This is a genomic window from Streptomyces sp. NBC_00328 (assembly GCF_036139655.1).
In the GTDB taxonomy this organism is placed as follows: domain Bacteria; phylum Actinomycetota; class Actinomycetes; order Streptomycetales; family Streptomycetaceae; genus Streptomyces.
On the sequence record NZ_CP108013.1, the window covers coordinates 626,370 to 647,396 of the forward strand.

Here is a 21,027-nt window from a genome sequence, read left to right on the forward strand (position 1 = left end):
ATGCCGATCGCACCCCAGACCACCGACGAGCTGCTCGAGGCGCTCCAGGAGAACGACCGGCGCCCGTACGGCCGCACCCGCACCGTCACCGCCGAGGAACTCGTCGAGGCGGCCGAGCAGTTCGAGGAGCCCGGCCCGCTCATTCACGCTCTCCTCGAACTCCAGGAGGCGTACACCTACGGCTCCGAGCCCCGGAAGTCGCCCGTCGTCTTCGCCCGCCTGCTCACCCTGTTCGACGAACAGCCCGACGTCTTCGACGGGCGCCTGCGGCACACGCTGTTCTGGCGGTTCAAGTGGGTGGCCAACGCCCTGCTCGCGCTGCCCGAGATACCGCTGACCAGCCTGCGCCAGTGGCAGACGGAGATGCGCGACCGGTACGAGAAGGCCGACCTCGGCCTCCAGCCCTACTACGGGCAGGCGTACCAACTCGCCGCCCACATCGGTGAGGACACCGCCCTCGCCTTCGAGCTGTGGGCGGGCCGCCCCCGCACCCGGCTCAGCGACTGCGAGGCCTGCGAGATCTGCGAGCGGGCCCTGTACCACCTCGCGAGGGGCGACGACGAGCGGGCCCTGCGCGTCTGGGAGCCCGTCCTGGCCGGGAAGGACTCCTGTCAGGAGGAGCCGGCCCGTTCCATCTCGCACGCGCTGCTGCCCCTGCTGCGCACCGGCGCCGTCGAGCGGGCCGTCGAACTGCACCTCGCCGGCTACCGCGCCTGCCGCCGCAACCCCTCGATGGCCGGGGAGGTCGGCCGTCACCTGGAGTTCTGCGCGCTGACCGGCAACGAGGCACGCGGTCTGGAGCTGCTCGCCGAGAACCGGGGGCTGTTCGACGAGGTGGACTCGCCGCGGGAGATGCTCGACTTCCTCACCGGCGTGGATGTTCTCCTCCGGCGGGTCGAGCACCTCGGCCACGGCGAGCTGCCCGCGGCCGGATACGCGGGCCGCGCCTGGACGGTGGCCGGGCTGCGCGCCGAAGTGGGAAACCGTGCCGACGACCTCGCCGCGCGTTTCGACACCCGCAACGGAACCGGCACCCACGGCGACCGTCGCAAGGCCCGCGTCGAACGTGCCCCGCTCCTGGACTCGCTGGAGCTGACCCTGCGCCCCCGCAGCCTCGACGACCTGGTCACCGCCGTCGTCCCGGTTGCCGCACCCCCCACCCGTACCACCACCGCCGTGCCCGAGTCGATCGCCGAAATGATCCTCCAGGCAAGGGCGTTGGACGACCAGGGACACCCCGACTCACCGGCCTGCTGGGCACGGCTCCGCACGCTCGCCGCCGCCGGCGACTACACCCACCCCGACGACCCGGAGGTGGGCCCGCTCGTACGGCTGCGCGCGGACCTGCTGGACGACGAGGCGAACCGGGCGGGCGACAAGGACGACTTCGCCGTCGCCGAGGCCCTGTACGAGGAGGCCGCGGGCCTGTACGAAGACGCCGCGGCGCCGGGCCAGGCGGCACTCGCCCGCGCCTGCGCGCTGCTCGCCGCCGCGGAGGACGCCGGTGACGACGCCGAGGCGAAGTCCGCCGCGCTGACGGCCGCCCACGCGTCCATCGTGGCCCTGCACGAGGAGACGTCGGACCTCGCACCGGTGCACGAGGCCCGTCTGCTGCGGCTGCGGGCGACCTCCCTCGGTCTGCGCCTGCAGAAGTCGGGGAACGAGGAGGACGTCGCGCCGGTCTTCGCCGAGGTGGACCTGCTTCTCGAGTTCGCCACCCGGCACGAGGTCGTCGGGCAGATCTCCGGCGGGCTGCTGCTGCGAGCCGGCACGCACGCCCTCTCCGGGGACCTCCCCGCCGCGCTCACCGGGGTCGACGACCTCATCGACCGGCTGAAGGCCCACGGCCCCGCCTGGCACCTGCCTCGCGCACTCGGGCTCCGGGGCCGGCTCCAGCTCGGTCTCCGGGACCCGGAAGCCGCGCACGCGAGCCTGGCCGAGGGCCTGCGACTGGCCGCCGCCTGGCCGGCCGCGGCGGTCGACACCGGGCGCCTCCACGGTGACCTGGCCGAGGTCTGCATGCACCTGGGCCGGCCCGACGAGGCACTGCGCCACCTGACGCGCTCGGCGGAACTCGACCTCCGTCACGGCAGCCGCACGGAGGCGTTCTGCACCTACAGCAACGCGGCCCAGCTCAGCCTCGACCTGGGCCGTGTCGAGGACTGCATCGCCCTGCTCGACTCCCTGATGGCCGAACCGGACGTCACGGCGGGAGAGCTGGACGACCGGCTCCTGGCTCAGCTGCGGCTGACCCGGGCCCGGGCGCTGCACACGGGAGAGGACCTCAAGGCCGCCACGGCGGAACTCGTCGCCCTCGCCGCCGAGTCGGCCGGCTGGGACGACGACCCGGGCAGCCACGCCATGATCGCCTCCGAGGCGGCCGTTCTCCTCGGCGAGTCCGGCGAGTTCGACCGTGCCCGCGAAGCAGTGGCCCAGGCGCTCGCCGCCCACGGGCAGGCACCGCGTTACGAGCAGCTCAGCAGCTGCCTGCGCGAACTCGCCCGCCAGCGGACCCAGCAGCAGGGCGAGGACGGCCTGGCCGACGCGCTCGCCTTCCTCGCCGACGCCGGCCGGATCGCCGAGGAGGCCCGCGAGGCCGCGTACGAGGCGCAGGGCCGCTCCCTGGAATCGGCCCTGGCCTACGAACACGGGCGGGTCAACGCCTACGCCGGTGCGTACGAGGACGCCCTGGCGGCGCTGGAGAAGGCTCTCGCCCTGCTCGGCGAGCCGGGACCGGAGGACGACCGGGCCGGCGAGTGGGCCGAGTGCGTGCGCTTCGCGGGTGCCATGGAGGGCGTCTATCTGGAGCGTGTCTCCCCCGCCCTCACCCGCCTCGGCGCGGCGGTGTCCCTCCTGACCGCCCTGGGCCGCACGGCGGAAGCCGAACCGCTGACCGCCTTGGCCGCCCGGCTGCGCGACGAGGAGTGACACCCCGGCCGCGGTGCCGGAACACCCTTCCCGGCACCGCGGCCGCGGCTCGACAGGCCGCTCCAGCGGGAGGATCACGATCTACGGGTGGTCTACCACTAGGCTGCCGGGCGGTACCGGTGCCTCAACCCAGGAGTGGATGCCATGGTCGCCCCCGTCGGGAAGCACCCGTACCCCGATGCGCTCGGACCGGACGAGGCGCCCGCGCCGCACGCGCTGCTCACGCCGGTGACCGGACTTCTCGGCACCTGGGCCGGACAGGGCCGCGGAACGTATCCGACGCTCGACGAGGAGTTCGTCTACGCGCAGGAGGTCACGTTCAGCCACGACGGCCGGCCCTTCCTCCACTACGAGGCGCGTGCCTGGCTGCTGGACGCGGACGGCGCTCCGCTGCGCCCCTCGGCCCGGGAGAGCGGCTGGTGGCGGATGCAGGCCGACGGACGGGTGGAGGCGTTGATCACGCAGCCGACCGGCATCGCGGAGATCCTGGTCGGCCGAGCTGCGGACGGCACGGTGGATCTGGCCACCGAGCAGGTGGCGCTCGCCCCCACGGCCAAGGAGGTGGTCGCCACCCGCCGCCGCTACACGTTCGCGGACGCCGGAACGCTGGACTTCCTCCATGACCTGGCGGCGGTCGGTCAGCCCCTGCAACATCATCTCTCCGCGCGGCTCCGACGCCCGGGCGGGAGCTGAGGCGCACAGCCGGCCGCGGAACGGGGCGGGCCGGAGAGCGGCGCGGTGCCCGCCGGCCCGTACAGGGTGTCGTCGTGTCCGTACCCTGGGGGCATGCGCATGCGCCCCACTCTGAGCTGGATACCCCCCGGGGATCTACCGCCGGGCACCACGGATCTGGAGCCGGTCGCCGCCGCACTGAGCACGGGCGGTGTGCTGGTGCTCAGCGGGGCGGGCATCTCGACGGAGTCGGGCATCCCCGACTACCGCGGCGAGGGCGGGAGCCTGCGCCGGCACACCCCGATGACCTACCAGGACTTCACCGCGACCGCTCAGGCCCGGCGGCGGTACTGGGCGCGCAGCCACCTCGGCTGGCGGACCTTCGGCCGTGCTCGCCCCAACGACGGACACCGGGCCGTGGCCGCGTTCGGGCGGCAGGGTCTGCTCTCGGGAGTGATCACACAGAATGTCGACGGGCTGCACCAGGCCGTCGGCAGTCAGGGCGTCGTGGAACTCCACGGCAGCCTGGAGCGGGTCGTCTGTCTCTCCTGCGGTGCCCGCACCCCGCGCCGCGAACTGGCCCGGCTGCTGGAGGAGGCCAATCCCGGCTTCGATCCGGTGGCCGCCGCAGTGAACCCGGACGGTGACGCCGATCTCACCGATGAGCAGGTCGGGGACTTTCATGTGGTCCCGTGCACGGTCTGCGGCGGCATCCTCAAGCCGGACGTGGTCTTCTTCGGCGAGTCCGTTCCGCCGCCGCGGGTCGAGCACTGCCGTCGGCTGGTCCGTGAGGCAACTTCGCTGCTGGTCCTGGGCTCCTCCCTGACGGTCATGTCCGGTCTGCGGTTCGTCCGTCAGGCGGCCGATGCCGGGAAGCCGGTGGTGATCGTCAACCGGGACGCGACCCGGGGCGACCAGCACGCCCTCACCCGGGTCGCGCTCCCCCTGGGCACGGCCCTCGCCACCGTGGCCGGCCGGCTCGGCATACCCCTGGACGAGGCCGCGGCCTGAGCCGGACCAGTACCGCCGGAGGGATGGCGTGGCTCAGTGCTCGCCCCGGAAGCGACCGGCCCAGCGACGAAGAGTCCGTCGCGAACGACGCGTGCGCGAGCGGGCCGGTCGTCGGCGCTCCCGGGGGCCCACCGGGATCCCCGCTCCGGGACCGCGCTCCCCGTGGTCGTCGGGCGACAGGACCGGTGCCTTGCGTTCCTTCTGCGCCTGGATCTCGACGTGGGCCGCGTGTGAGGTCGCGCGAAACGCCTCTTCGTACGAAGCGAGAGCCGCGTTCACGGCTCCACCGGCAAGGCCCCTGGCACGGACACGGGCGGCGAGCCAGACGAAGAAACCCAGGACCGCGGCGAGGCCGCCGAACATGACGACGAAGGGCACGAGCGCATCCATGGGGTGAGGCTACCGGCCTGCTCCCCGGCTCTGATGGGCGGAAGGCCGCACAGTCCGCCGACAGCCGCAGGGGACGGACACCGCAGACGGACAGAGGGCACCAGCAGACGACGGCGCAGGGCGCCCGTCGCGACCGATCGAGTCGCCCGCGCGCATGAACAGCCGGATACTGGCTGTATGGGCCAGAAGACCGCGAAGGCACACGGGCCGTCCACGGTGACGGTCAAGGGGCGGGACTACCGGATACGCAGCATCGGATTCTTCGTGCTGGCAGCCCTGACGATCTGGTTCATCGCAGCCAACACCAGCTCCGTGACCATCCGGCTCTGGATCCCCGAGGTCACCCTCCCCCTCTGGATCGTGCTGACCGTCACCCTCCTCGTCGGCATCCTCCTGGGGCTGCTGATCGCCTACCGCCGGGCGCGCCGGTAGTCCGCGCTCCGAACTCGACTGGGGCCTGCCCGGCGGATCATGCCGGACAGGCCCACACCGGTTCCGAGCAGGCTCAGCGCTTGAGCGTGAAGGTGAAGTCGCCGGACACCTTGCCGCTCAGCCGGACCGCCGAGACGACCTTGCCCTCCGCCGTCAGTCTCTCGACCTCGGCCCGCGAGAGACCGCAGCCCTCGGCTATCAGGCGCACCGGCCGGACGGGGATCCGCGCCGCGAAGCGGACCGAGACGTCGATCACCTCACGGCCGAGGTGATCCGACCCGCCGGTGTCGAGACGCCAGGCGCCGTCCCAGTCGAGGGCGATGCGACTGCGGCGCCGCACCACCGGGTCCTGGAGCAACTCCGCCGCCAGGCCGGGGTCGTTGTCGTGCATCCGGTCCAGCAGCTCGGGTCGGACCGAGCGCACATGGGTCCGCTCCAGGATCGTGAGTTTGCCCGTGTCCCCGCACCCGGCGCAGAGGACGAGGAGCCAGGCGTCGAGGAGCTTGTGGTTCGCGTTGACGCGAAACTTTCCGTCGGTCCGGAAACGCTCGGACGCGCAGGCGTGGCATCGGCGGAGAACGGTCGGCAGGCAGGTGGGCATGACCACCCAGCTATTGAGCACAGAAGTACACCGTTTTCAGTGAGAAGTCCGCAGCAGGAAGCAGCGCGGCGCACAGGTGCGACGCGCGACAGATCAGCGCTCGGGAGGTCTCACAGGGTGTACAACGGCACGTCCTTGCCTGGGCGATGGGGCTCGGCAGCACGGTAAAGGCTCGCGGCGGTGCCGTTCCACCGGTTTTCCGGCCCGGCCGTTCTCGGCCTCCGACTCCCAGGAGGCCGATAACCGACGTATGGGACATGGTCACGCGCCGACTGGGCAGGCTCCTCAGATGCTGACGTCCGACCCATGGCGGTTACCTGCTCAACGGTGGGTGCCGACACCCGGTTATGTCTTCTCACTGATGCTCAGTCATGGCCGCGAGCCCAGAGCACGGAACCGGCACACGCGGGGAGGCGTGGTGTGAAGAGGTTCTTCGGGAAGGTCCGGCTCGCCGAGCCCGAGGTGTCCGACGCGGAGCGCGAGTTGTTCGGCGGCCCGTTGCGCTACGACATGGGCTGGTCCCAACACGAGCACGCACAGCTCGACTTGACCATGCTGTCCGCACTCCGGTCGATGCCGACCCTGGTCGGAGCGACCCTGCGCATGGCGTGGAGCACGGATCGACGGGCACTCATCGCCGTCGGGGCCAGCGAGATCGGGCAGGGCGTCGCCGCCGCCGTCGCGCTCCTCGCCGTCAACGCGGTCATGCACGCACTGCTCGGTGTCGGCACCGCGGTGGAGCGGCTGCACGCTCTGATGCCGGGCCTGCTCGCCGCCGCCGCGATCGCCGTCGTCAACTCCGCGCTGGCGGGCTGGTCCACGTCCCGGGCGGGCCGGCTGGAACCGCTCGTGGAGCGGATCGCCACCACGCAGTACCTGGCCGCCGCGGCCTCCGTGGAACTGGAGGCCATCGACGACCCGGACTTCCGGCGGCTGATCGACGTCGCCCAGTACGGCCCCGCTTCCGCCCGCCGCATGATCAGCGCCTGTGTGGCCGCGCTGAACAGCACGATCTCCCTGGTGGCCACGGCGGGCGTACTGACCGTGCTGCACCCGGCGCTGCTGCCGATGCTCATCCTCATCGCCGCCCCGCGCGGCTGGGGCGCGATGCGGGTGGCCCAGGAACGCTATGTGTCGGTGATGAGCTGGATCGAGCACCTGCGGGCCAGCCGGCTGATCGGCAACCTCCTCACCGAACGTACCGCCGCCCAGGAGGTACGTATTCACGGGGTCGGTCCCTTCCTGCTCAGCCGGTACAAACGCATGGCGCGCAGTGCGGAGGCCGAACAGGAACGGCTGGCCTCCAGCAAGGCGATCACCGAGTGGGTGGCCGCCGCGCTGTCCGGCCTGGCCATGGCCGCCACGTACGGGACCATGATCTGGCTGGTCATGAGCGGACACATGAGTCTGGCGGTGGCCGGCACGGCGGTGATCGCCGTCCGGTCGGGATCGGCGAGCCTGGGCGCGCTGGTGATGAACGTCAACACCCTGCACGAGGAGTCCCTGTATGTCCGCGACCATGGGCGCTTCCTGACCGAGGCGGCCGAACGCGCCATCCCCACGACGGGCGGTCCCGTTCCGGAGCACGTCAAGCAGGTCACGCTCGACGAGGTCACGTACCGATACCCCGACCGCGACGATCCGGCGCTGGACCGGGTCACGCTCACCATCCCCATGGGCTCGGTCACGGCCGTCGTCGGTGAGAACGGCTCCGGCAAGAGCACCCTGATGAAGGTCCTCTCCGGCCTGCTGCTCCCTCAGGGAGGAACGGTGCGATGGGGCGACCTGGACGTCACCGGGCTGGAACGCTCCCAGGTCTTCGAGCGCGTCGCGCTGCTCACGCAGGATTTCGAGCGCTGGCCCGTGACGGCCGCGATGAACATCCGGATCGGCCGCCCCGAACACGAGGCCTCGTCCGAACAGCTGCGGGAATCCGTCGACTACGCGGGAGCGGGCCCGGTCATCGCCAAACTCCCCGACGGGCTCCACAGTCTGCTGGCCCGCGTCTTCCGCGGAGCCATCGAGCTGTCCGGCGGCGAGTGGCAGAAGGTCGGTCTGGCCCGCACGCACTGGCGGAGCTCCACCTCGCGGGCGGGCAGTGTCCTCATCGTGGACGAACCCACCTCCGCCCTCGACCCGGAGGCGGAGATCGAGGCGTTCGACCGCATCCGCGGGCTCGCCTCCCCGCACCGCGCCGTCGTCCTCGTCACCCACCGCATGTCCGGGGTCCGCCACTCCGACCGCATCTACGTCCTGCATCAGGGACGGCTGGTCGAGGAGGGCCGTCACGACGAACTCGTGGCGGCCCGGGGTCGCTACGCCACGATGTTCGCCGCCCAGGCGGCCCAGTACGCGCCCACCGGCATCGTCCTCCCCCACCCCACCTCCCCCGGCTCACCGGTCGTCGCGGACCCCGCATGACGCCGTAGCGATGACGGTCATCGCCGTACCCGCCGCGCTCGCACTCGATGAACCCGGCGCCCTCGGACCGACACTTCCCGGCCCGTCGGCCTTCGCCGCCGATGGGCCGGCACGCGGTGCGCGGCGTCCCCCGCGATTCGGCTGCGGCCGTACCCCCCTTGGCCCGTTCGGGGATGAAGCCCGTTAGCCCATCCGCTTCCTGTGGCGCACGTCCGCTGCCGCGCGCCCGCTTCGGGGACCTGCGCAAACGCTCCCGCGGGGTGCGGTCACCGCGGCCGCCCGGGTGATGCCTGTGCCGATGGCTCCTGTTGCGGACCTGACGGAGCGTCGGTTTTCTCGTCGGAGGAGACCACAGGAGCGCCGAGCGGACAGGTCGGCCACTGCATCGTCGGAGGATTCCCTTGCGAAACACACATGTTGGCGTCGGTGTCGGACTGCTCCTCGGCGTCCTGGCTCTGCCGAGCCCGGCCGCTGTGGCCGCCGGTGACTCGGAGCTCCGCATCTACCCGGGCAACGCCTTGCCGGGCACCACGGTCACGGTCACCACGACGGCCTGCGGCCCGGACGTGACGTACGGCAAGGGCGAGTCCGCGGCGGGGGGTCAGTTCCATCTCTTCGAGGGCAGCCGCAAGGGCGTGCTCGCGGGAGAGTTCCAGATCCCGGCCGAGGGGGCGTCCGGCACCGACACCGTCACCGTGAAGTGCCCGCCGCGGATCAAGCTCACGGACACGTACGAGATCGCGGACCGGCAGCCGAACGGTGCCATCCATGCCGGCTTCGGGGACGCCCAGGACACCGACACACAGATCGCCGTGGGCGGTGCGCTGATCACCGCGGCCGCGGCCGGGGCACTGTTCAGGCTGCGCCGGCGCTCGCACGGCGCCGGGTCCTGACCTTTCGCTCCGGCCGCCTCGGCCCCCAGTCTCGTTCCCGGCACCGCGGGGACGAACTCCACCCGGCTCCCTCCAGGCAAGAGGCCCGACGTTGAAGGAATCCAGGAACGAGGCTGGCACACCCCCGCGCACGTTCGTCCCACCGGTCACGTATCTGGTCCTGGCACTGGTGGCGGGCTGTCTGCTGGTGCTCGGCACGATGGTCGACAGGCGGCCCCCGCAGCCTTCGGCCGACCAGGCCTTCTCCACCCCCTCGGCGGGCCTTGCCGCCCCGCCGGGACACCCCGCCGTCCCGCCGCTGCCCCGCGCCGAGCCCGTCCGGCTCCGTATCCCGGCGATCGGTGTGAACGCTCGGCTGGCGCGGCTGGGGCTCGACCGGGCGGGGGCTCTGGAGCCCCCGCCCGACGACGAAGCCGGTCTCGCCGGCTGGTACGCCGGAGGCACGGCTCCGGGGTCACGAGGCACGGCCGTGACCACCGGGCATGTGGACACCCGCGCCGGCAGCCGCGGAGTCTTCTACAAGCTCGGCGCGCTCACCAAGGGCGAAACGATCGAGATCAGCCGGGCGGACGGTCGTACCGCCGTCTTCACCGTCGATGCCGTGGAGGTCTACGACAAGGAGCGCTTCCCCGACAAGAAGGTCTACGGCACCTCCGGCCGGCCCGAACTGCGCGTGATCACCTGCGGCGGACCGGCCGGGGGCACTGGATACAGCGGCAATGTCGTGGTGTACGCGACCCTCACCGCGGTGCGGCAGCCCAAGGGCCACGCCCTGGCGGGGCAGCGCGCCGCCGAAGGCGTTCGAACCGACTCGGGTGATCCATCTCTCTGAATGTCCCGGACCGAGCTTCCACCCGCCGTAGCCGGGCATGCGGGCAAGGACGGGGGCAAGCAGACAATCCGTATCGGAGACCGGACCGCGGAGGAAACGGTGACTGGGGGCGACGAGTTGGACTCGACCTCTTCGACGTCGTTGGAGGCATGCGTCACGGCACGCTTGAGGGAGCTGGAGGGGGAGAACATCCAGCTCCAGGAGGCACTGCGGTCGCACGCCGTGGTGGACCAGGCGATCGGCGTCGTGCTGGCGCTCGGAGGACTCACGCCGCATGAGGGGTGGCACGTCCTCCGGACGATCTCGCAGCGGACGAACATCAAGCTGAGGAACGTGGCGGAACTGGTCATCGAATGGGCCCGGACCGAGGAGCTGCCGCCCGACATCCGCAACGAGTTGGAGCGGCAGCTCGCACGGATCCCCGGACACCGGCAGGCGGACATGTGACGCCGCCGGGCTTGTGCCCGGCGTCGGCCCACGATCGCAGACACACGCCAATTCGACGGGTCGGTCACAGGCTTCAGGCCTCACCGGTCTTCAGGAGCAGTACGGCGATGTCGTCGGTCGGAAGGCCATGGGGCCAGGAGTGGTGGATGAGCCTGTCGACGAGCCGGTCCAGCCGTGATCCGCCCGCGAGGAGCTGTGCGAGACCGCTCGTCATCAGGTCGAGGTCGGTGCCGGGCACTTCGACCAGCCCGTCGGTGTACAGGGCGAGGGTGGTTCCCGGGGGCATCGGGACGGTGGTGACCGGGTACGGGAGCTCCACACCGATGCCGAGCAACGGACCTGGCTCGATCTCCAGCACGCCGGGACGTTCCCCCGGACGGTGCAGCAGCGGTGGTACGTGGCCCGCGCTGGCCAGGCTCAGCCGACCGCGAGCGAGGTCGAGGTGCGCGTACAGGCAGGAGACGAGGAGGTCGGGTTCCAGGTCGGCGATGACGCGGTTGGTGCGGGCGAGCACTTCGTCGGGCCGCACGCCCGCGGTGGCGTGGACGGCGGTACGGACCTGTCCCATGAGCGCGGCGGCCGCCATGTTGTGACCCTGGACGTCGCCGATGACAGCCGCCGCCGTCACGTGGTCGAGCCGGATGAGGTCGTAGAAGTCACCACCCACGTCCATGCCGTGACCGGCGGGGAGGTACCGCGCCGCCACGTCCAGCCCGCTGAGGGCGGGCAGGCTCCGCGGGAGGAGCGCCTGCTGGAGCGTGTGGGCCAGGGCCTGCTTGGCGTCGTAGAGGCGCGCCCGGTCGAGGGACTGGGCGACGAGGCCGCCCAGCGAGGTGAGGACGGCCCGTTCGTCGGCCGTGAACGCGTGGGGGCGGGCGTAGGTGAGAATGCAGCAGCCGACGGGGCGGGCGTCGCTGATGAGCGGGAGAAAGGCCCAGGCCTGCTTTCCGCTGATCCTCGGTGCGGCGGGGTAGGCACGGGCGAGTTCGTCGGGGTCGGAGAAGAACAGGGGGATCCCGCCGATCAGCGCCTCGCCCGCGGGCGTCAGGCTGGTGGCCACGGGAAGGCCGTCGAGGCGTTCGATGGTCTGCGGGTCGTAGCCGTGGTGGCCCATGATCTTCAGGCGGCCGGCGTCGGCCGCGGACAGGACCATGCCGTCGGCCCCGAACGCGGGAAGGATCTGGGCGGCGATCAGGTCGACCACATCCTGCACGCCGACCACGTCTGTCAGGGCCGCCGCGAGGTGCACCAGCTGGTACAACCGGCCGACTGAGGCCTCGGGCGCTGCGGGAGAAACCGTGCCGGGCCGGTCACGGGGCTCTGAACGGCGAGGGCTGACGCGGACGCTGATGCCGCTGGAATCGGGATGGAGATCGATGTCCAGCCAGGTGTCCGGCGGCCGCAGAACGGTGAAACCTACGGGCTCGCGGCTCATGACCGCGGTGCGGTAGTGGTCCTCGACGAGGACCTGGTCCATCCAGGGCAGGGACTGCCAGGGCCGGGTTCCCAGGAGCCGGCTGACGTGGCGGCCGAGGAGGGACGCGGCCCGGGTGGTGAGAAAGGTGATCCTGCCCTCCAGATCGAGGGCCAGGAAGCCTTCCGGCAGGCGTTCCAGGAGATCGGCGGGGGCGTGGGCGGACAGGACGAAGCTCTCGGAAGCGCCGTCCACGGGGATCATGTGTGGCTCGTCGGGCGGGACGAGTGCTCTGCCCGCGTCCTCCAGCACCCGGGCGACCCGTCGGCCGAGAGCGGCGAAATTCGCCCTTTCCCTGGGCGAGGCCCGGCCGGAGTGGCTGGCCGGCCAGATCAGGAACAGCACACCCCGGGAGCCGCTGCGGCCGGCGAGCGGTGCGGCGGCGAGGGCGTAGCGGTAGGGCAACGCCGCCGCGGTCTGCGGATAGGAGCGGGCCATCTCCTCCTGCGAGCCGACCCACACCACACGGTCTTCACGGAACGCGTCACTGACCGGGACGGACGCCGTCACGGGCACCTGCCGCCAGGACACCGCGATGTCGCGGGGCAGCCCGCACCCGATCTTCAGTCCCAGCAGCCGGCTGGTCTCGTCCACGAGGTAGATGCCGCCGCCTGACGCCCCGCTGCGACGGACGGCCACGACGAGTGACTCCACCAGCGGCTCGAACCCACTCGGCTTCCCTGCACCACTCGGCTTCTCGACACCACTCGGCTCCGCGACGCGGCCCGGCTTTCCGGCGCCGCTCGAATCCTCGACGTGGCCCGGCCCCCCGGCACCACTCTGCGTGTCGGCGCGGATCGACCGCTCACCGCGGTCTGGACTCACCCCTCCCGGGTTGGTCGACACAGCGGCGAGCCTCCTCCCGCGCCCGGACTCGGCGGTCCGGTTCACGTGCCACGGCAGCCCCGGGCACGCTCCTGAAGCGGCACCGTGAGCCTGACGGACTACCCGTCCGGCCACCACGTTCGCGCGATGTCTTTTCGGACCTCGGGGCGCGGACGCTGTTCCGTCTCCCCGGGCATCTCCTCGGGCGCGCGACCATGGGGCTCGGACTTCTTGTCGTGCTTCTTCTGCACCAACTCTCGACGCATCTTCCTGCTCCTCTCCCAAGTTTCGCGATATGCCCGCTTTAGGCATGTTTCAACCACATTACCGATATGCGGCCCTCCGTCGCCCAACAAGGGCCTGCCCACGCTTCGACCCGCTACCGGGGCGGTTCGATACGCCGGGCACCTCACGCTTCCAGGGAATCCTGGCCGTCCCGCGCTTGGGCTTGGGCCTGGGCCCACACGGTCGCCCAGTCGTCGAGCGGGCGGAGTGCGTCGCCGAGGGCTGCTCCCAGGCGGGTGAGCTCGTAGCCGTCGGCCGAGTTGGCGATGATCCCACTCGACGCGAGTTCGCGGAGCCGCTGATAGAGGACGCTCGACGACAGGCCCTCGCACCGCGCCAGCAGCGCGCGGGCACCGAGCGGCCTTTCGCGCAGTTCCCAGAGGATGCGCAGCGCCCAGCGACGGCCGAACAGGTCCATCGCGGCCATGACCGGGCGGCCGGTCGCGGAGCCGCGAACCGGCGCTCCTGGGCGCGGTGTCGACATGGCCCTCCTTGCGTTTCGTTATTCGAAACACTAGCATCGGCGACCGCGCGTTTCTGATTTCGAAACAACGCCTACCGGGAGAGCCGATGCCGCGGATAACCCCGCTGGAGCCGCCGTACACCGACCAGGCCGACGCGCTGTTCGCGCGGATGATGCCCGGGGGAGCTCCGCCGATCGGACTGTTCCGGATGTTCGCCAGAAACCTCCCGATGACCGGCGCCATGCACGGCTGGGGCCGCTACGAGCTGGGCCGGCAGCTGACCCTCACCCTGCGGGAACGTGAGATCGTCATCGACCGTACGTGCGCGCGGTGCGGCTGCGCCTACGAGTGGGGCGTGCACGTGATGACGTACGCCGAGCGGGCCGGCCTCACCCACGAGCAGACGGCGTCGCTGGTTCACGGCGGTCCCGCCGACGCGTGCTGGACGTCCGAGCGGGAACGGCTGCTCATCCTGGCCGTCGACGCGCTGCACGAGCGCTCCGACATCCACGACGCGCTGTGGGCACGGCTCGCATCGGCGTTCGACGAACTCCGGTTGCTCGACCTGCTCCTGCTGTGCGGCTGGTACCACGCCGTCAGCTTCGCCGCGCGAGCCGCGCGCCTGCCGCACGAGCCCGGCGCACCGGACTTCGCCGACTTCCTCCCCCGCTCGCGATGAGTCGTCACCCGTCCGGGTCGCCCACGGGTCCGTCCGACCTTCCCGTCACGCTCGTGCGGGCATGCTTGCGCGAGGGCCGTGGCGGCAGCCCGACGGCGGTCGTGGACGAGGGGCTCCCGGTCCGGTCCGGCCGCCCGTTGACCGACGACGAGCGACGCCGCGTGCCCGCGCTGGCCGGCACCTCCCACGCGGTCTTCCTCTCGGACGACCGCTCTCCGGCGGACGGCCGGGCGCACGAACGGCCCGTGGTCTCGGCGCGCTTCTTCACCAGGGAGGGGGAACTGCCCGCGTGCGGCCACGGGACCGTGGCGGCGCTGGCCTTCCTCGCGGCACATACGGGCCGCAAGGAGTGCCGGGTAGATGCGCGGGTGTCCGGACGAGTCGTCAAGGGGCGCGCGGTCCGTGGGACCTCGTCGTCCGTCCATGTCACCTTCGAGGCCGGGCCGATCGACCTGCGTGAGCCCACGTCACGGGAACTCGCGCTCCTTCTCCCCGTTCTGGGACTCCCCGCGGCGGTGTCCTCAGGGGCCCGCGTCGCCACGCTGGGACGTCCGCGACTGCTGGTCCCCGTCACCGACCGATCCGCTCTCGCGGCCCTGTCCCCCGCTCCCGACCGGCTCGCCGCCGCGTGTGACCGTCTGGGCCTGCTGGGCTGCTTCGCCCACTCCCCTGGGTCGGCCACGGCCCGGGTCGAGGCCCGCATGTTCGCTCCATCGATCGGCGTACCCGAGGACATAGCCAACGTGAACAGCTCCGCCTGCCTGGCCGCCCACCTGTTCGCCCGGCACGGCACCACCCGGATCGACGTCGACATGGGCGACGCCCTGGGCTTTCCTTCCACGGTCACCACCGGAACAGGCCACAGTTCCCACGGTTCACCGAGTCCCCCGGTCGACATCACCGGCGCCGCACGGATCGGGCAGGTGCTCCACCTGTCCAGGTGGACAAAAGGGCCGAACGCCCACTGAGTTGGCGAGCGTTCAGGGATGATCTGCCGTGTGATTCGGCCCCACCGGTGCGTCGTGGTGTGTGGCTCCGGCGACGGTCGTGCCCGATGAGGGCATCAGTGACGGGGAGATGCGTGTGATCGTCTGGGTGAACGGCGCGTTCGGCAGCGGGAAGAGCACACTGGTCGACGAACTGCGTCCGCGTTGGCCCGAGGCACTGGTCTATGACCCGGAGATGGTCGGCTATGTACTGCGCGAGATCGTGGAGGTCCCCACCGGCGATTTCCAGGATCTGCGGTTATGGCGACGGCAAGTCGCGAACCTGGCCGCAGGACTCGTCGAGGAGTACCAGAGGCCCGTCCTTGTCCCCATGACATTGGTCAACCCGGGGTATGCCGAGGAGATTTTCGGTGCTCTGAAGGACGCGGGGACCGCGGTCCATCACTTCTTCCTCAAGGTCTCCGAGGAGGTCTTGAGGAAGCGGATCGACGGACGGAGCTTCACGCCGGACGATCCCGGGCAGGATGAGCGGGTCCGGCAGTGGTGCAAGGCCAGGATCGAGCCGTGCGCGACCGCGATGAACACGCTGCCCACTGACACCGTGTTCCTGGACGGCGAGCTGACCCCGAAGGAGTTGGCCGACGAAGTACTGGCTCGCGTGGGTGGCCTTCTCAAGTTGTCGGTCGAGGGAACGGGATGACGTTGTCGAGCGCAGCCCCCCGGACTACTGGCGGGAGGGGTTTGTCCGGCCGTGCGCTATTCCCCCCGGCCAGTAGTCCTCGATGGGCCTCGGCGGCTTGTCAGGAGACCGTCGTCGGGGTGTCTCGCAGGGTGACGTTGGCGTGGCTCTCCTGGAAGCTCTGGTCTGAAACGAGGGTCAGCCGGGCCGTGGACTGGAACTCCGGCAGGGTGGCGGAACCGCAGGAGACCATCGTGGTCCTGAGCTTGGCGACGGTCAGGGCGAGCCCTTCGTTGAGGTCGCCCGCGTAGGGGACGTAGCCGTCCACGCCTTCCTCGAAGACCAGCCCCTGGGCTCCCTGGCCGTAGCGCTGCCAGTTGCGGGCGCGGTTCGAGCCCTCACCCCAGTACTCCTTCACGAAGCCGTCGCGGGTGGGCAGTTTCGCGCCGGCCGCTTGGTCGAAGCGCGCGAAGTATCGCCCCATCATGACGAAGTCGGCCCCCATCGCCAGCGCCAGGGCCACGTGGTAGTCGTGGACCAGGCCGCCGTCGGAGCAGATCGGCACATACTCGCCGGTGCGCTCGCGGAAGGCATCTCGGGCGGCCGCGACGTCCAGCACAGCGCTGGCCTGGCCGCGGCCGATGCCCTTCTGGTCGCGAGTGATGCAGATGGAACCGCCGCCCACACCGACCTTGACGAAGTCCGCCCCCGCCTCGGCGAGGAAGGTGAACGCCTCGCCGTCGACCACGTTGCCGCCGCCGACCGGGATCTCGGGATAGTGCTTCTTCACCCAGGTCAGGGCCTGTGCCTGCCAGTCGCTGTAGCCGTCGGACGAGTCGAAGCACAACGCGTCCGCGCCCGCCTCCACCAGGGCCGGAATGCGCTCCTGGTAGTCATGGGTGTTGACGCCCGCACCCACGCGCAGGCGCTTGGCGCCGTCCACGACCTGGTTCGGGAATCGCTTGTTGTCCGTGTAGTCGGATCGGAACACCAGATACTGCAGGTTGCCCTCGCCGTCCACCACTGGGAGGCAGTCCAGCCGTTCGTCCCACAGCCGGGCGTTGGCCTCGGAAAGCGTGGCGTCAGGCCCGGCATGGGGCAATTCGGCGATGGTGGTCATCCGCTCGCTGACCGGTTCGGCAAGGTCGTGGCGTTGCGGGTGGAAGTCGCGGGAGGTCACCAGGCCGAGCAGGCGTCCGGTGGCGGTCCCGTCGTGGGTGACCGCGGCGGTGCTGTGACCTGTGCGGCGCATGACGTCGACCAGGAGACCCAGGCTGTCGTCAGGCCGGACGTTCGTATCGCTGGTGACGAATCCGGCCTTGAAGTTCTTCACTTGGCAGACCGCTGCGACCTGGTCCTGGATCGACTGGTTGTGGTGCAGGAAGCTCAGACCGCCGTTGCGAGCGAGCGCGATCGCGAGTTCCGGTGTGCTGACGGCCTGCATGATCGCGGACGTGAACGGGGAATGCAGCTCGATCGCCGACTGCTCGCCCGCGATGTGCCGCACCAGGGGCGTGCGGAGCTCGACCGTCGCGGGCGAGCAGTCGGTCCGGGTCCGGTTGGGCAAGAGCAGAAACTCGTTGAACGTCCGTGAGACCTCGGCGATGATCTGTGCCACTCGTTCCTCCTGACCCGTCGGCCGGGCCCGACTGCCCCGCCGTGAAGATCGCCCCCGTGTCCCAGGACCCGGGCAGGCAGGGGTCGACAAGGCAGCCGTGGAGGTGCCACAAACTGCGGCAGAGCCCTGACCGGCCCGTGGATCGAACGGGTGCGGTCGTGACCTGGCACCTTATCGACTGGCCGGCCGCAGCACGAATCGTGCCCCTCAGTGGCACCACGAAGGAGTGGTGGCCCGGTGAACGTCACCCGTCCGCCGGAGCCGCTGCCCCCGTGGCGGTGCGTCCCGCCCGCACAGACGGATCCCGCGCCCCCACTCGTGGAGTGAAGGACGCGGGATCTCCGTGATGGGCTCCCGACGGCTCGGGAGCACGGCCCGGTCAGGTGGTCGGCCGGACCAGTGCGCCGCCCGCCAAGCCGCGCACGGCCTCGACCGCTTCCCAGTCCTCGGTGCCCAGGCTGGCCAGCGCGGCCGGGAAGACGCCGTCCTGTTCCTTGAGGATGTGATCGCGCAGCATCGCCATCGCCTCCATCAGACGGTCCGGCCAGGTCGGGTCAGGGGATGCGACCCCGTCGGTGACCTCCGCCAGCACGGACTCGATGCGGCGGTGTTCCGCCTCCAGGGCGGCGATCTGCTCGGGGAAGTCCCCGGCCAGGGCGGGGAACAGCCCTTGTTCCTCCACCTGGGTGTGCGGGCCGAGCACGGTCGCGATCTCCCGGGCCACCTGCGCCATCGCCGCCGCGCCACCCTCCTGGCGAGCGGGGCGGAGGTGGCTGATCAGGCGGACGACCTCGTCGTGTTCGCGGGTCAACTCGTCGATCGTCGCCAGCGACTGGCAGCCGCAGTACTCACACACCGGTCTTCTCCCTGTCCTTCGTCGCCGTCGGTCTCGTCCGTTCGCCGTCAGGCCGGGTGGCCGACGGTGCGGTGCTCGCCCGCGCTCGTGCTGCCCGGCGTGCTCCCGCGGGCTTCCACGGCGGCGCGAACACCGGTCAGCGTGTAGATCAGCGCCACGGCGGCCACGACCGCGAGCAGGGCGAGACCGGCCGCGTACGTGCCGTACGCGCCGTACAGCGAACCCATCAGCAGGGGCGGCAGGAAGCCGCCGAGACCGCCCGCGGCACCGACCACACCGGTGACCGAGCCGACCTGGTCGGCCGGGGTCAGCAGCGCCACCAGGGCGAAGACCGCTCCACTGGCCGCACCGAGCGCGGCCGCCATGGCGAGGAAGGCGACGGTCCCCAGCGGCGCCAGCGCCGGTGTGGACGACTGCACGAGCGCTCCCGCCACCACCACGGCCAGCGAGCCGGCCACCACCCGCACCGGGCCGATACGGTCCGACAGCCAGCCACCCGTCGGGCGCATCGCCACCGCGAGGAGCACGAACCCGGCCATGCGGTTCGCGGCGTCCGCCTGGGTCAGGCCGTAGCCGGTCTTGAGGTAGGTGGGCAGGTAGACGGAGAAGGCGACATAGCCGCCGAAGGCCACGGCGTAGAGCGCGGACGCCTGCCAGGTGATGCCCAGGCGGGCGGTGGCGGCCAGCCGGCGGCCCAGCGGCTCGGTCGGGACGGCACGGCCGGGTGCGTCGCGCAGCAGCAGCGCGGCGACGACGGCGTAGACGGCCAGGACCGCGGCGGTGATCAAGAACGGTGTGGTCGTACCGTGCGCGTCGACCAGCTTCACGGTGGTCAGGGCGCTGATGGCGGTGCCGCCCATACCGGCGCCGAAGATGCCGATGGCCAGGCCGCGCCGCTCGGGCGGGAACCATGCGTTCACCAGGGGCACGCCGACGGCGAAGGTGGTGCCACCGACGCCGAGGAAGAACCCGCCGATCAGCAGCGCGGTGAGGGAAGAGTGCCCGGCCAGGCCGAGGTAGAGCACCGGCAAAATGGTGACGGCCGACACGGTCGGGAACATGATGCGACCGCCGTACCGGTCGGTCAGCGCGCCGACCGGGATACGGCCCAGGGAGCCGACCACAACGGGCACCGCCACCAGCAGCGACTGCTGGAACGACGACAGTTCGAGTGTGTCCTTGAACCGGGGACCGAGCGGACTGACCAGGGCCCACGCCCAGAAGTTCACGGCGAAGCCGACGGTGGCCAGAGCCAGCATCAGCCACGCCTGCCGGGACACCGGGGCCTCCGACGGCGAACTGCCGCCCTTCGACTTCAATGGCTGGACCATGCTGTCCATCCCCTCCCTCTCACGGTGGTGCCGCAGCACCGGAATCCCCCAGGCACCGCAGGCCTTTCGCCGGCGGGCCGGAACCCCAGGCACCACCATGGGCCCGCGTCCCTCCCCGTACATGGGGCCAAGAGGCCCTGCCTGCCGGTCGGACGGTCCCTGATGAGGACCCGGCCGTTCCGCCACAAGGCCCCGGACCAGGGCCGCCCGGCCCTACACGGTCCTGGGCAGACGGAACGACGATGCTTCGACGTCCCAGGACGACGCCTTGCACGAACTCGACCGGCAGGAGTGCGTACGCCTGTCGGCCAAGGTCCCGGTCGGCCGCGTGGTGTACACCCGACAGCCACTGCCCGCGGGCTGTCGCCCCTCTGACGGCAGTCGCGGAGGATCTTCGCTCTCCGGCCGCCATGGCGGTGAGCCAGTCGGCGGCGTCGGTCGGGAGGAGCAACTGCGTCTGGTGGGCGGTGCCGTCCTGGATGACGTGGGCGGCGCCCGGGAGCGTGCTGTTCTTCGGGGCCGGGCCGGCTATCGGGGCGAGTTGCTGCCAGGTGTGACGCCGACCCGCGCGAGGATCACGGTGGCGAACTGCTCGCGGGCGGCGGGGACAAGGCCACCGCCGGCGGCCCGGCCGTTGCAGAGGACGTGGATGCGGGCAGCGCGCCCCTCGTACAGGACGTCCCCGACCCGGCGCTGGTCCGTGCGCGCAAACGGCTCGAACACCTCCACCGCGAACGTCTCCAACTCACCGCGCACCGGCGCAATCCCGTCCGGAGTCGCACACCCTCCGCCTGGGCCTGGACGGGCTGGAGGATCTGGGCGGGCAGGGCCGCAAAACGACGGATCACCGAGGCCGAACGCCCGAGGAGCATCGGCCTGGTCCAGCAGCACCCGTCAGTCCCGAGAGCCTCCTCGGCCCGCCGGCAGGCCTGGTCGACACGACAAGGCCTGCGCTATGGGTTGACGTACTCATGGCTCCTGCATAGCTTGCGTCTTGCAGAATCGAATTGAATCGTTTCAAAATAATTCGAGCCGTCATCCGCCCGCCCTGGCCTGCGCATTCCTCGGCGGAGCATCGTCGCGTCCGGATCGTCAAGGGAAGCACCCGCAACCTCGGAGTACGCATGATCATGTACGGCAGAAGGCATCCACCCCGTAGACGCAGTTCGACCGGCGCGGCCATCTCGCTGGGCTTAGCCCTCATCCTCGCCATGCTCACCCAGCCGATGGCACCGTCCGCCA

20 protein-coding genes and 1 pseudogene are annotated in these 21,027 nt (G+C 71.1%); 12 read left to right on the forward strand and 9 right to left on the reverse strand.

Going from position 1 to position 21,027, the window contains the following annotated elements; translation table 11 throughout:
• From OG485_RS02600 to OG485_RS02610, 3 genes are all read left to right on the forward strand, one after another.
• Window positions 1-2,928, forward strand: a complete 2,928-nt coding sequence (locus OG485_RS02600) for a hypothetical protein (RefSeq protein WP_328664036.1) — start codon at window positions 1-3, stop codon at window positions 2,926-2,928.
• 144 nt (window positions 2,929-3,072) lie between these two features.
• Window positions 3,073-3,621 carry an FABP family protein gene (locus tag OG485_RS02605; protein ID WP_328664038.1) on the forward strand — a complete coding sequence of 183 codons (549 nt, stop codon included), beginning with the start codon at window positions 3,073-3,075 and terminating at the stop codon, window positions 3,619-3,621.
• Window positions 3,622-3,714: 93 nt separating this feature from the next.
• Window positions 3,715-4,611 (forward strand): NAD-dependent protein deacetylase, encoded by an 897-nt coding sequence (locus OG485_RS02610; RefSeq protein WP_328664040.1) that lies wholly within the window; start codon window positions 3,715-3,717, stop codon window positions 4,609-4,611.
• A 33-nt stretch (window positions 4,612-4,644) separates the two neighbouring features.
• Here the strand turns inward: OG485_RS02610 and OG485_RS02615 are convergent, their stop codons facing one another.
• The gene (locus OG485_RS02615) at window positions 4,645-5,001 is read right to left on the reverse strand and encodes a hypothetical protein (RefSeq protein WP_328664043.1); all 357 of its coding nucleotides are present in this window, start codon (window positions 4,999-5,001) and stop codon (window positions 4,645-4,647) included.
• A gap of 177 nt (window positions 5,002-5,178) precedes the next feature.
• Here OG485_RS02615 and OG485_RS02620 point away from each other — a divergent pair, with 177 nt between their 5' ends.
• Complete coding sequence (locus OG485_RS02620) at window positions 5,179-5,433, forward strand: lipopolysaccharide assembly protein LapA domain-containing protein (protein WP_328664045.1); 255 nt, start codon at window positions 5,179-5,181, stop codon at window positions 5,431-5,433.
• Between the two features lie 73 nt (window positions 5,434-5,506).
• Here the strand turns inward: OG485_RS02620 and OG485_RS02625 are convergent, their stop codons facing one another.
• Window positions 5,507-6,055: a DUF1062 domain-containing protein gene (locus tag OG485_RS02625; protein WP_328664047.1), complete on the reverse strand. Its 549-nt coding sequence runs from the start codon at window positions 6,053-6,055 to the stop codon at window positions 5,507-5,509.
• A 399-nt stretch (window positions 6,056-6,454) separates the two neighbouring features.
• Here OG485_RS02625 and OG485_RS02630 point away from each other — a divergent pair, with 399 nt between their 5' ends.
• The 4 genes from OG485_RS02630 (at window position 6,455) to OG485_RS02645 (ending at window position 10,627) form a co-directional block, all read left to right on the forward strand.
• Window positions 6,455-8,455 carry an ABC transporter ATP-binding protein gene (locus OG485_RS02630; RefSeq protein WP_328664049.1) on the forward strand — a complete coding sequence of 667 codons (2,001 nt, stop codon included), beginning with the start codon at window positions 6,455-6,457 and terminating at the stop codon, window positions 8,453-8,455.
• A 401-nt stretch (window positions 8,456-8,856) separates the two neighbouring features.
• Window positions 8,857-9,348 carry a sortase gene (locus OG485_RS02635; RefSeq protein WP_328664052.1) on the forward strand — a complete coding sequence of 164 codons (492 nt, stop codon included), beginning with the start codon at window positions 8,857-8,859 and terminating at the stop codon, window positions 9,346-9,348.
• A 91-nt stretch (window positions 9,349-9,439) separates the two neighbouring features.
• Window positions 9,440-10,180: a class F sortase gene (locus OG485_RS02640; protein WP_443048646.1), complete on the forward strand. Its 741-nt coding sequence runs from the start codon at window positions 9,440-9,442 to the stop codon at window positions 10,178-10,180.
• Window positions 10,181-10,321: 141 nt separating this feature from the next.
• Complete coding sequence (locus OG485_RS02645; protein ID WP_328674221.1) at window positions 10,322-10,627, forward strand: ANTAR domain-containing protein; 306 nt, start codon at window positions 10,322-10,324, stop codon at window positions 10,625-10,627.
• 73 nt (window positions 10,628-10,700) lie between these two features.
• Here OG485_RS02645 and OG485_RS02650 read toward each other — a convergent pair whose 3' ends face one another.
• From OG485_RS02650 to OG485_RS02660, 3 genes are all read right to left on the reverse strand, one after another.
• On the reverse strand, window positions 10,701-12,740 hold the full coding sequence (locus tag OG485_RS02650) for a SpoIIE family protein phosphatase (protein ID WP_328664054.1): 2,040 nt from the start codon (window positions 12,738-12,740) through the stop codon (window positions 10,701-10,703).
• Window positions 12,741-13,045: 305 nt separating this feature from the next.
• A complete protein-coding gene (locus tag OG485_RS02655; protein ID WP_328664056.1) occupies window positions 13,046-13,192 on the reverse strand; it encodes a hypothetical protein in 147 nt (48 codons plus the stop codon).
• 143 nt (window positions 13,193-13,335) lie between these two features.
• Entirely contained in the window at window positions 13,336-13,638 is a 303-nt protein-coding gene (locus OG485_RS02660; protein WP_328674222.1) for a winged helix-turn-helix transcriptional regulator, read from the reverse strand.
• Between the two features lie 143 nt (window positions 13,639-13,781).
• Here OG485_RS02660 and OG485_RS02665 point away from each other — a divergent pair, with 143 nt between their 5' ends.
• The 3 genes from OG485_RS02665 (at window position 13,782) to OG485_RS02675 (ending at window position 16,001) form a co-directional block, all read left to right on the forward strand.
• Window positions 13,782-14,354 carry a carboxymuconolactone decarboxylase family protein gene (locus OG485_RS02665; RefSeq protein ID WP_328664058.1) on the forward strand — a complete coding sequence of 191 codons (573 nt, stop codon included), beginning with the start codon at window positions 13,782-13,784 and terminating at the stop codon, window positions 14,352-14,354.
• Window positions 14,355-14,407: 53 nt separating this feature from the next.
• Window positions 14,408-15,322, forward strand: coding sequence for a PhzF family phenazine biosynthesis protein (locus tag OG485_RS02670; RefSeq protein WP_328664060.1), 915 nt, complete (start codon window positions 14,408-14,410; stop codon window positions 15,320-15,322).
• Between the two features lie 115 nt (window positions 15,323-15,437).
• Complete coding sequence (locus OG485_RS02675; RefSeq protein WP_328664061.1) at window positions 15,438-16,001, forward strand: AAA family ATPase; 564 nt, start codon at window positions 15,438-15,440, stop codon at window positions 15,999-16,001.
• 100 nt (window positions 16,002-16,101) lie between these two features.
• Here the strand turns inward: OG485_RS02675 and OG485_RS02680 are convergent, their stop codons facing one another.
• From OG485_RS02680 to OG485_RS02690, 3 genes are all read right to left on the reverse strand, one after another.
• The gene (locus tag OG485_RS02680) at window positions 16,102-17,598 is read right to left on the reverse strand and encodes an IMP dehydrogenase (RefSeq protein ID WP_328664063.1); all 1,497 of its coding nucleotides are present in this window, start codon (window positions 17,596-17,598) and stop codon (window positions 16,102-16,104) included.
• Between the two features lie 379 nt (window positions 17,599-17,977).
• Window positions 17,978-18,454, reverse strand: coding sequence for a hemerythrin domain-containing protein (locus OG485_RS02685; protein ID WP_328664065.1), 477 nt, complete (start codon window positions 18,452-18,454; stop codon window positions 17,978-17,980).
• 47 nt (window positions 18,455-18,501) lie between these two features.
• Window positions 18,502-19,785, reverse strand: coding sequence for an MFS transporter (locus tag OG485_RS02690; protein WP_443048894.1), 1,284 nt, complete (start codon window positions 19,783-19,785; stop codon window positions 18,502-18,504).
• Between the two features lie 268 nt (window positions 19,786-20,053).
• Here OG485_RS02690 and OG485_RS02695 point away from each other — a divergent pair.
• A pseudogene (locus OG485_RS02695) lies at window positions 20,054-20,143 on the forward strand (pyridoxamine 5'-phosphate oxidase family protein); the annotation flags it as partial.
• Between the two features lie 170 nt (window positions 20,144-20,313).
• Here OG485_RS02695 and OG485_RS02700 read toward each other — a convergent pair.
• Window positions 20,314-20,541, reverse strand: coding sequence for a hypothetical protein (locus tag OG485_RS02700; RefSeq protein WP_328674853.1), 228 nt, complete (start codon window positions 20,539-20,541; stop codon window positions 20,314-20,316).
• Window positions 20,542-21,027: the final 486 nt, after the last annotated feature.

Excerpts from the sequence above, each read along its gene's own strand:
- OG485_RS02600 (WP_328664036.1), top strand. The coding sequence starts at position 1 with ATGCCGATCGCACCCCAGACCACCGACGAGCTGCTCGAGGCGCTCCAG.
- OG485_RS02605 (WP_328664038.1), top strand. The coding sequence starts at position 3,073 with ATGGTCGCCCCCGTCGGGAAGCACCCGTACCCCGATGCGCTCGGACCG.
- OG485_RS02610 (WP_328664040.1), top strand. The coding sequence starts at position 3,715 with ATGCGCATGCGCCCCACTCTGAGCTGGATACCCCCCGGGGATCTACCG.
- OG485_RS02615 (WP_328664043.1), bottom strand. The coding sequence starts at position 5,001 with ATGGATGCGCTCGTGCCCTTCGTCGTCATGTTCGGCGGCCTCGCCGCG.
- OG485_RS02620 (WP_328664045.1), top strand. The coding sequence starts at position 5,179 with ATGGGCCAGAAGACCGCGAAGGCACACGGGCCGTCCACGGTGACGGTC.
- OG485_RS02655 (WP_328664056.1), bottom strand. The coding sequence starts at position 13,192 with ATGCGTCGAGAGTTGGTGCAGAAGAAGCACGACAAGAAGTCCGAGCCC.
- OG485_RS02660 (WP_328674222.1), bottom strand. The coding sequence starts at position 13,638 with ATGGCCGCGATGGACCTGTTCGGCCGTCGCTGGGCGCTGCGCATCCTC.
- OG485_RS02665 (WP_328664058.1), top strand. The coding sequence starts at position 13,782 with ATGCCGCGGATAACCCCGCTGGAGCCGCCGTACACCGACCAGGCCGAC.
- OG485_RS02690 (WP_443048894.1), bottom strand. The coding sequence starts at position 19,785 with ATGGTCCAGCCATTGAAGTCGAAGGGCGGCAGTTCGCCGTCGGAGGCC.